The organism is Novosphingobium sp. fls2-241-R2A-195 (genome assembly GCF_030209485.1).
GTDB classification, from domain to species: domain Bacteria; phylum Pseudomonadota; class Alphaproteobacteria; order Sphingomonadales; family Sphingomonadaceae; genus Novosphingobium; species Novosphingobium resinovorum.
The window spans coordinates 1-7,835 of sequence record NZ_JARVRY010000046.1; the positions used below are offsets into that span (position 1 = coordinate 1).

Genomic DNA, 7,835 nt, shown 5'->3' on the forward strand with positions numbered 1-7,835 from the left:
AAACCACTGTCCGCGACTTACCGGAATCGCTGTCCGGGACTTTCCGAAACACGCAACTTAGTGAACTGGCGTCCGCTGGGCCCCGCGCTCCACCGCCCCATCGGCACCGTCTTCGCAGTAGACATCGCCAAGCACGGCGACCGCTACTTCATTTACATTCCTTTCATGAAGGCGACTTGGTCGCCACCGCTTGCTAGCTTCGCGAACATCTACGTCATCTATGCAAGTTCCATGGAAGGGCCTTGGAGTGAGCCCATCGATCTCGGCATCGGCGGGCTGATAGATCCGGGTCACGTTGTCGGCGAAGACGGGCACCGATACCTTTTCTTCAATGAAGGAAAACGCGTCCGTCTTGCTGCAAACGGTCTTGCAACGGCGGGCCCCGTCGAGACAGCCTACGAAGCCTGGCACTATCCAGATAACTGGATTACCGAAGCCTGGTCGCCTGAAGGACCTAAACTGTTCCGGCGCAGCGACTGGTTTTACCTCGTCAACGCGTTGGGTGGAACCAGCGGCCCTGCCACTGGACACATGATCGTTGTCGCCCGCTCACGCTCGATCCATGGCCCTTGGGAGCATTGCCCGCACAATCCAATCGTACGCACGCAATCCGAGGACGAACCTTGGTGGTCACGGGGCCACGCCACCTGCATCGAAGGGCGCGGCGGGGATTGGTTTATGGTCTACCACGGTTACGAGGACGGATACCACACGCTCGGGCGCCAGACATTGCTCGAACCGATTGAATGGACGCAGGACGGTTGGTTCCAGGCAACCGGGGGAGACCTCTCGAAACCGCTGCCGAAGCCAGTCGGATCAGTGCAAGTTCACGGCATGGCGCACTCCGACCCGTTCAAGACGGCGTCCCTAGGTCGTCTGTGGAGCCTCTATGCCAGCGCACCCGATGAGGCGGAACGGGTGCGCATAGCTGACGGCCAGTTGACACTCGCTGGCAAAGGCACGGGTCCCGCCGACAGTTCTCCGCTCACGCAACAGGTCGGTGACCGCGCCTACGAGATCCAGGTCGAACTGGAATTATCCGGCGAGGCGCAAGGAGGCCTGCTGTTGTTCTTTGATGACCGCCTGTTCCTCGGCATGGGCATCGACGGCAAGCGCATGACGACCTATCGCGGGGGCAAGGCGTCCTACTGGTCCGAACCCGCGCCTTCAGCGCGGCGCATACATATGCGCATTACCAACCAGAATCAGGTCGTAACTTTCTACTACAGTCTCGATGGCAAGGCATGGACCCGCCACGGCGTGCGCAGCTACGTCTCGGGTTACAATGCCAACACTGTCGATAATTTGCTCAGTCTGAGGCCGGCGCTTTTTGCGGCAGGTCAGGGTCATGTGATTTTTCGTGCATTCCGGTATCGTGCTCTACGGTAGTCGATCACCCCCGCGCCGAACGGAAAGAGCACGGGCATGTCTGAAATTTGCAGGTAGCCGTCCGGCAGGTTCAAGTCTGTCGAACAGTGGAACCTAGAAATAAGACCAGCCTACATCTTCGCTTCTGAATGGCTTTAATTTGGTCGACACCCGCCGGAATAGTTACCGTTCCGTACCTGAGGACGGGCAATCGTCGGCTGAACGGAAGCAAGGGTCGGCTGTAGTTTTTAAGGCGTGAAGCAATCTTGTCATTTCCAGCTTCGCCCGGGGGGCAGAATTAGATGGAAGCGTGCGCTCAACGATAAAATTTTCGAAAGGTCCAATTCGTACAAGCTCGCAGATTCGCACCGAGATGAGGTCTGCTTCGTGCAAATAATTGATTGAAAGTCCGAAAGATCAATGAATCGCCGGTTGATGGATGTACAGATTGGAGCGACCCAAAGATGAAAAAAACCGGTCAATCCAAATCGTGCTCCAGTCTCCGCTAAAGGAGATGCCACTCGAAGCCAGATTCTGGATGCCTGCGATATCCTGTTTGCTCGCAACGGCTATCTGGGCACATCATTGCGAGATATCGCCTCGGAGGCCGGTGTACGAATAGGAGTGCTACATTATCATTACGGCAATAAGCATCTAATTCTCGAAGCAGCGCTGGACCGAAAGCTTGGGCTACTGCAGGAAACGATAGCTGCTGGTATCACCGATGCGGAAGAGGGGGCCGAATGTGTCGAACCGGAAGAGATCGTCTCTGCGTTCATCCTTCCATTTATGCAGGCTGCCGCTTTGGTAGATAGTCCGCTGCGCAATTACATAGTCATGACATCGCATTTGATGAGCGCATACCGCATGCCGGAATTGCGTCCGATTCTGGCTAAACTTGGCGTAATCTCAGAGATGCTCACGGATCGAATCCAACGTCATCGGCCGGGTATTTCCGAGAGAAACCTCCTTGCCGGAGTTTATCTTATAGAGGTCGCTCTAATATTCATGGTGCAAGATCCTGGGTTTCTGGACGATTTGAGTGATAACCATCATTCTGTGGACCGCCTCGAGGAGATGGCGGCGCCAGCGCTTTGCTTCTTTACAGGTGGATTGGAGTATCTGGATAGGCTTGAGGTATGCGCCTGAAGCTGGACGACCCATCTCGATAATTTATCGCAATCGCGTTCAGATTTTTCCGATTTCCGGTGTTGCTGACATTCAAGTTGCGCAAAGTTGGCTACTGGCGAAGGCGGTCTACGGCTTAGACGGTGAGGGATAGGCTGTAGAAATTCAGCACTGACACGTTCCCATAGAGGCCGATGGCCGCGTCGGATGATGAGCCTGACAGATATACTAGGTTGGTCGAATGACCAGTTTTGATATTCTGCATCCAGATCAACAAAAATGATCCGCTAAAGACGGGCGATGGGCTTCGATGAAAGCGACCGACGAGACTTGTGCCACCTGATAAAAAGGGTGAGCAGTTCAGGCGGTCATGCTTCCTCGAGAAGGATGGCAGATGGGAAAGCAAGACATTGACGCAATGATGATCGACGGACGCGATGCCGACAATCTTCGCGGCGACCCGATCACCGGCGAGCGCTACACCTCGGTCGAGTTCATGAAGCGCGAATGGGACCACATGTGGACCCGCATCTGGCATGTCGCTGGCCGCACGGCCGAACTAGAAGAGCCGGGCGACTACGTGGTGCACAACTTCATGAAAGAGTCCGTCTTCTGCGTCCGCCAAGACGACGGCTCGATCAAGGCGTTCTACAACTCGTGCCGCCACCGCGGCATGCGGCTGGTGTGGGATGCCAGCTCGCAGGACTCGTTCCAGTGCCCCTACCATGGCTGGGTCTGGGGCAAGGACGGCGTGCTGAACTATGCGCAGGACCCACAGGACTTCCCGCAAGGCAACCCTTGCGGCAAGCTCAAGCTCAAGGAACTGCGCTGCGCCACCTGGGGCGGTTTCGTCTGGTACACGATGGACGACGAGGCGCCCGAACTCCTCGATTACCTCGCGCCGATGCCGGAGCTCTACAAGAACTATCCGATGGACACCGCCGTGCGCGTGTTCTGGATGAAGATCGACCTTGAAACCAACTGGAAGTTCGCTACCGACAACTTCTCCGAGAGCTATCACACCCGCACCGCGCACCCTCAGGTGCCGCCATGGATCGACCAGGACGTCGATACCGCGCGGCACGAGATGTGGGCGAACGGTCATGGCCGTACGGTGCAGCCGATGCGTCCCTCGCTCTCGGACCGCCTGCCCGACGGCGTGCCGCATCCCTTCGACATGATCCTGCAGGCATGGGACATCGATCCCGCCGCCTACCCGGACTACGAGACCAAGGCGATGCAGGGCTGGCTCGACCTCAAGGCCGCCAAGAAGCGCCTGTGGAAGGAGCGCGGCTACGTCCATTACGAACACATGGACGACGAGGAGATCACCGACAGCCCGCATACGGTGATGTTCCCCAACGTCACCATCAGCTTCCTGCCGGACAACCTGATCTTCTTCCGCACCGAACCGCACCCGACCGACCCGAACAAGTGCACCTTCGATCTGTGGTGCATGGCATTCCCGGTCGAGGGGCAGACCATGGTTGAATCGGTCATGGCCGGTCCTCAGCCGCTGCGCGAGGCGGAGATGCAGCACCGCGCCTTCGACAACGGCCGCGGCGTGCCCGAGATCAAGGACCAGATCGTCTATCAGGACATGCTTCTGGCGGAAGGCCAGCAGAAGGGCATGTATTCTCGCGGATACACCGACGCCTATCTGGCGGCGCAGGAGACGCGGGTGCGCTTCTTCCACGAAGTGCTGAACGATTACCTGGAGGGGCGGCGCTAGGCCGTCATCCCGGCGCAGGCCGGCTCTCATCTCAAGACTGTCAGCGATCCCGGCCTGCGCCGGGATGACGATGATCCGTGTCCGAAGAACATAAACGAAGGGGAGAACGAAATGAACATCTGGCTCAACGCAAGCTCACGCCTCGCACTTGGCGCCGCCGCGCTTCTCGTGCCGCAGACGGTCTTTGCGCAGGACGCCGAAACGCAGTCCGGCGGCATCCAGGAGATCGTCGTCACCGCGCAGAAGAAGTCCGAGAACCTGCAGGACGTGCCGATCTCGATCACCGCCGTCGGCGGCGAGGCGCTGGCATCGACGCAGGGCACTTCGCTGCAGGCGCTGCAGGGCCAGATCCCCAACGTCCAGATCGACAACTTCGCCAATACCCCGCAGAGCGCGGTCTTCACCGTGCGCGGCATCGGCGTGATCGAGCCTGACCCTTATGCGGGCAACACCGTGTCGATCGTCGTCGATGGGGTGCCGCAGTTCTTCTCGATGGGCGCGCTACTCGACCTCTACGACGTCGACCGCATCGAGGTATTGCGCGGGCCGCAGGGCACGCTGTTCGGCGCCAACACCACGGGCGGTGTCATCAACGTCGTCACCAAGCAGCCGACCGGCGATTTCGGCGGCCACGTCAAGGCGGTCTACGGCAACTACAACCGCATGGACCTGACCGGCTCGATCGAGGCGCCGCTGGTCAAGGACGTGCTGTCGCTCAAGGTCGCGGGCATTCACACGCAGCGCAAGGGCTGGGTCACCAACGTCGTCGACGGCTCGGACATGGGCCGCAAGAACCTCGACGCGGTGCGTGCCTATCTGAAGTTCACGCCCGGCTCCAACTTCGACGCGACGTTGCAGGGCGAATATGTCAACGCCCGCAACGGCTCGCCCATCGTCATCAACGGCGCGCGGCCCGGAGAGGCGCTCTACACCGCGCCGGGCACGACAGGCCCCGGCACCGGCGGCATGTACGTCAGCCCCTGCGCCACCGCCGGAAGCTGCACCGCGCCCGACAAGTACTACGGCGCCAACAACTCGGTGCCCGATCAGTCCAACATGGACACCTATTCCGGCACGCTGACGATGAACTGGCGCAACACGGGCATCGGCGACTGGACCGCGATCACCGGTTACAAGCACTTCACGCTGCGCGAGTTCACCGATCAGGACGGCACGCCGCTGTTCCTCAACGACACCTACCGTCGCACCGAGGGCTGGCAGTTCAGCCAGGAACTGCGCACCAACCTTGAACTGACCGACACTCTGAACGTCCTCGTCGGCGGCTTCTACCTCAAGAACCACTACGACCATATCCAGGCTTATCGCCTGCAGTTCGCCGCGCCCGGCCTGCTGCAGATCAACCTGCAGGATCAGGACAACTATTCGGTCTCCGGCTTCGCGCAAGGGTACTGGCAGGCGACTGACAGGCTCAAGCTGCAGGCGGGCATCCGCTATTCGCACGAGCAGACGGAATCGACGCCCAGCCTCATCACCTCGATCGGCGATCCGGCGGGCTCGAACTATACCGGGATCGGCAACACCGTCATCGGCAGCTTCACCGTGGGCGGCAAGAAGAGCTGGAACAACGTCGGCTGGAAACTCGGCGCGGACTATGAAGTGGCCGACGACGCGCTGCTCTACGCCAGCTGGGCGCGGGGCTTCAAGTCGGGCGGCTTCACCGCGCGCGTTGGCGTCCCGGCGGACGGCGATACGCCCTACAATCCGGAAAAGGTCGATACTTTCGAGGCGGGCATCAAGGCCGACTTCCTCGACCGGCACCTGCGCGTGAACCTGGCGGCGTTCTACACCAATTACCGCGACATGCAGGTCGCGCAGATCTACTTCGACGATACGACCAACACGCAGGGCAACCGCATCCTCAATGCCGGCAAGTCCGAGATCAAGGGCTTCGAACTGGAAACCACGGCGGTGCCGGTCGAGGGCATGACGCTGCGCGCCTCGCTCGCCTACCTCGATGCCAAGTACAAGCAGTTCCTCTATGCCGACCCGCTCTCCGGGCAGGTGCTCGATCTGGAAGGCTACCGCCTGCAGAATGCGCCCAAGTGGAACGCCAGCCTCGGCGCCAACTTCGTGATCCCGCTGGGCAATGGCGCCGATCTCGTCAGCGACGTGAGCTATACCTACACCAGCTCCAAGTACTACACCGCGATCCTCGACACCCCGCGCTCGAAAATCCAGCCCACGCATCTCGTCGATGCCTCGCTGACCTACAAGCCGGATGCGGCATCGTGGTCGGTGGGCCTGTGGGCGACCAACCTCTTGGATTCCCGCTACATGTCGACGGTGTTCGACAGCCCCGGCTACGCGGGCCTCGCAGGCTACGCCCCGCCCCGGCAGTGGGGCGGCTCGGTCAGCTTCGAGTTCTGAGAATGCCGTCGTCCCGGGCTCGCCCCGGGACCGCTGGCCGGGAACAACCCACCTATCGGCGGGGCCCGGCCAGTCCGAGCCTGAAGACAGTCACCGGTCCCGGATCAAGTCCGGGACGACGAATTGGGAGATCCCATGAACCGCGTATCCGGCAAAGTCGCCCTTATCACCGGCGGAGCCTCCGGCCTCGGCGCCGCCGACGCCCGGCTGCTGGCGGCGGAAGGCGCGAAAGTCGTCATTACCGACCTGCAGGCCGACCTCGGCCGCGAGGTCGCCGCTTCGATCCCGGACGCCCTGTTCCTCGAACACGACGTGCGCGACGAGGCGCAGTGGCAGGGCGTGGTGGCCCAGACCGTCGCCCGCTTCGGCAGGCTCGACGTGCTGGTGAACAATGCAGGGCTGGTGCGCTTCGGCAATGTCGAGGAATGCGATCTCGACACCTTCCGCCTGCAGATGCAGGTCATGGTCGAGGGCTGCTTCCTTGGCTGCAAGAGCGCCATCCCGCACATGACCAAGGGCGCCAATGGTCCTTGGGGAGGCTCCATAATCAACGTCGCCTCGGTCGCCGCGCTCAAGGGGATCAGCGCGATCCCCGCCTACAGCGCGGCCAAGGCGGGCATCATCGCGCTCACCCGCAGCGTGGCCGTACATTGCCAGGAACAGGGCTACGCGATCCGCTGCAACGCCATCGCGCCGGGCGCCCATGATACGCCGATGACGCGGCAGGCGCTGGATCAATTGCCGCAGGACAATGCCGGGCTCGATCAGGTGCAGGCCCATGGTCAGGGCCGCCCGGAGGATGTGGCGAACCTCGTCTTGTTCCTCGCGTCCGAGGAATCGCGCCAGATCACCGGCACCCATATCGTTATCGACAACGGGGAGACGGTGGGATGAACATTGCGCAGATCGCGGACCGGCAGGCCATCGCCAATGTCCTTGCCCAGCATAGCCGGGGCGTGGACCGCGCCGATGCCGGGCTGCTGGCGGATTGCTATCACCCTGACGGAACCGTGGACTACCGCTTCTATGCAGGTCCGGCCTCGGAGTTTGCCACGATCCTGTGCGGGGCACAGAAGGCCGGGCCGGTCACCTTGCACCGCACCGCGCAGATGTGGACGGAAGTGGAGGGCGATCGGGCGTGGTCCGAAAGCTACATCATGGCTTAGTGTCTGATTCAAAATTGCGGGCGTGGCAATCAGGGCCTTGCGATGCGGCGAGC

6 protein-coding genes are annotated in these 7,835 nt (G+C 61.0%); all 6 read left to right on the forward strand.

From position 1 onward, the window contains the following. A partial coding sequence (locus tag QRN25_RS25730) for a family 43 glycosylhydrolase (protein ID WP_285022361.1) occupies window positions 1-1,389 on the forward strand: 1,389 nt, incomplete at its 5' end. 513 nt (window positions 1,390-1,902) lie between these two features. Further along, window positions 1,903-2,517 (forward strand): TetR/AcrR family transcriptional regulator, encoded by a 615-nt coding sequence (locus QRN25_RS25735; protein ID WP_285022376.1) that lies wholly within the window; start codon window positions 1,903-1,905, stop codon window positions 2,515-2,517. A gap of 397 nt (window positions 2,518-2,914) precedes the next feature. Then, the gene (locus QRN25_RS25740; RefSeq protein WP_285022363.1) at window positions 2,915-4,228 is read left to right on the forward strand and encodes an aromatic ring-hydroxylating oxygenase subunit alpha; all 1,314 of its coding nucleotides are present in this window, start codon (window positions 2,915-2,917) and stop codon (window positions 4,226-4,228) included. A gap of 111 nt (window positions 4,229-4,339) precedes the next feature. Then, complete coding sequence (locus QRN25_RS25745; RefSeq protein ID WP_285022366.1) at window positions 4,340-6,616, forward strand: TonB-dependent receptor; 2,277 nt, start codon at window positions 4,340-4,342, stop codon at window positions 6,614-6,616. 135 nt (window positions 6,617-6,751) lie between these two features. Continuing rightward, a complete protein-coding gene (locus QRN25_RS25750) occupies window positions 6,752-7,510 on the forward strand; it encodes an SDR family oxidoreductase (RefSeq protein WP_271182286.1) in 759 nt (252 codons plus the stop codon). After that, a complete protein-coding gene (locus QRN25_RS25755; RefSeq protein ID WP_285022373.1) occupies window positions 7,507-7,782 on the forward strand; it encodes a nuclear transport factor 2 family protein in 276 nt (91 codons plus the stop codon). Before QRN25_RS25750 ends, QRN25_RS25755 begins: the two co-directional genes overlap by 4 nt. Window positions 7,783-7,835 lie beyond the last annotated feature (53 nt).

Excerpts from the sequence above, each read along its gene's own strand:
- QRN25_RS25740 (WP_285022363.1), top strand. The coding sequence starts at position 2,915 with ATGATGATCGACGGACGCGATGCCGACAATCTTCGCGGCGACCCGATC.
- QRN25_RS25745 (WP_285022366.1), top strand. The coding sequence starts at position 4,340 with ATGAACATCTGGCTCAACGCAAGCTCACGCCTCGCACTTGGCGCCGCC.
- QRN25_RS25750 (WP_271182286.1), top strand. The coding sequence starts at position 6,752 with ATGAACCGCGTATCCGGCAAAGTCGCCCTTATCACCGGCGGAGCCTCC.
- QRN25_RS25755 (WP_285022373.1), top strand. The coding sequence starts at position 7,507 with ATGAACATTGCGCAGATCGCGGACCGGCAGGCCATCGCCAATGTCCTT.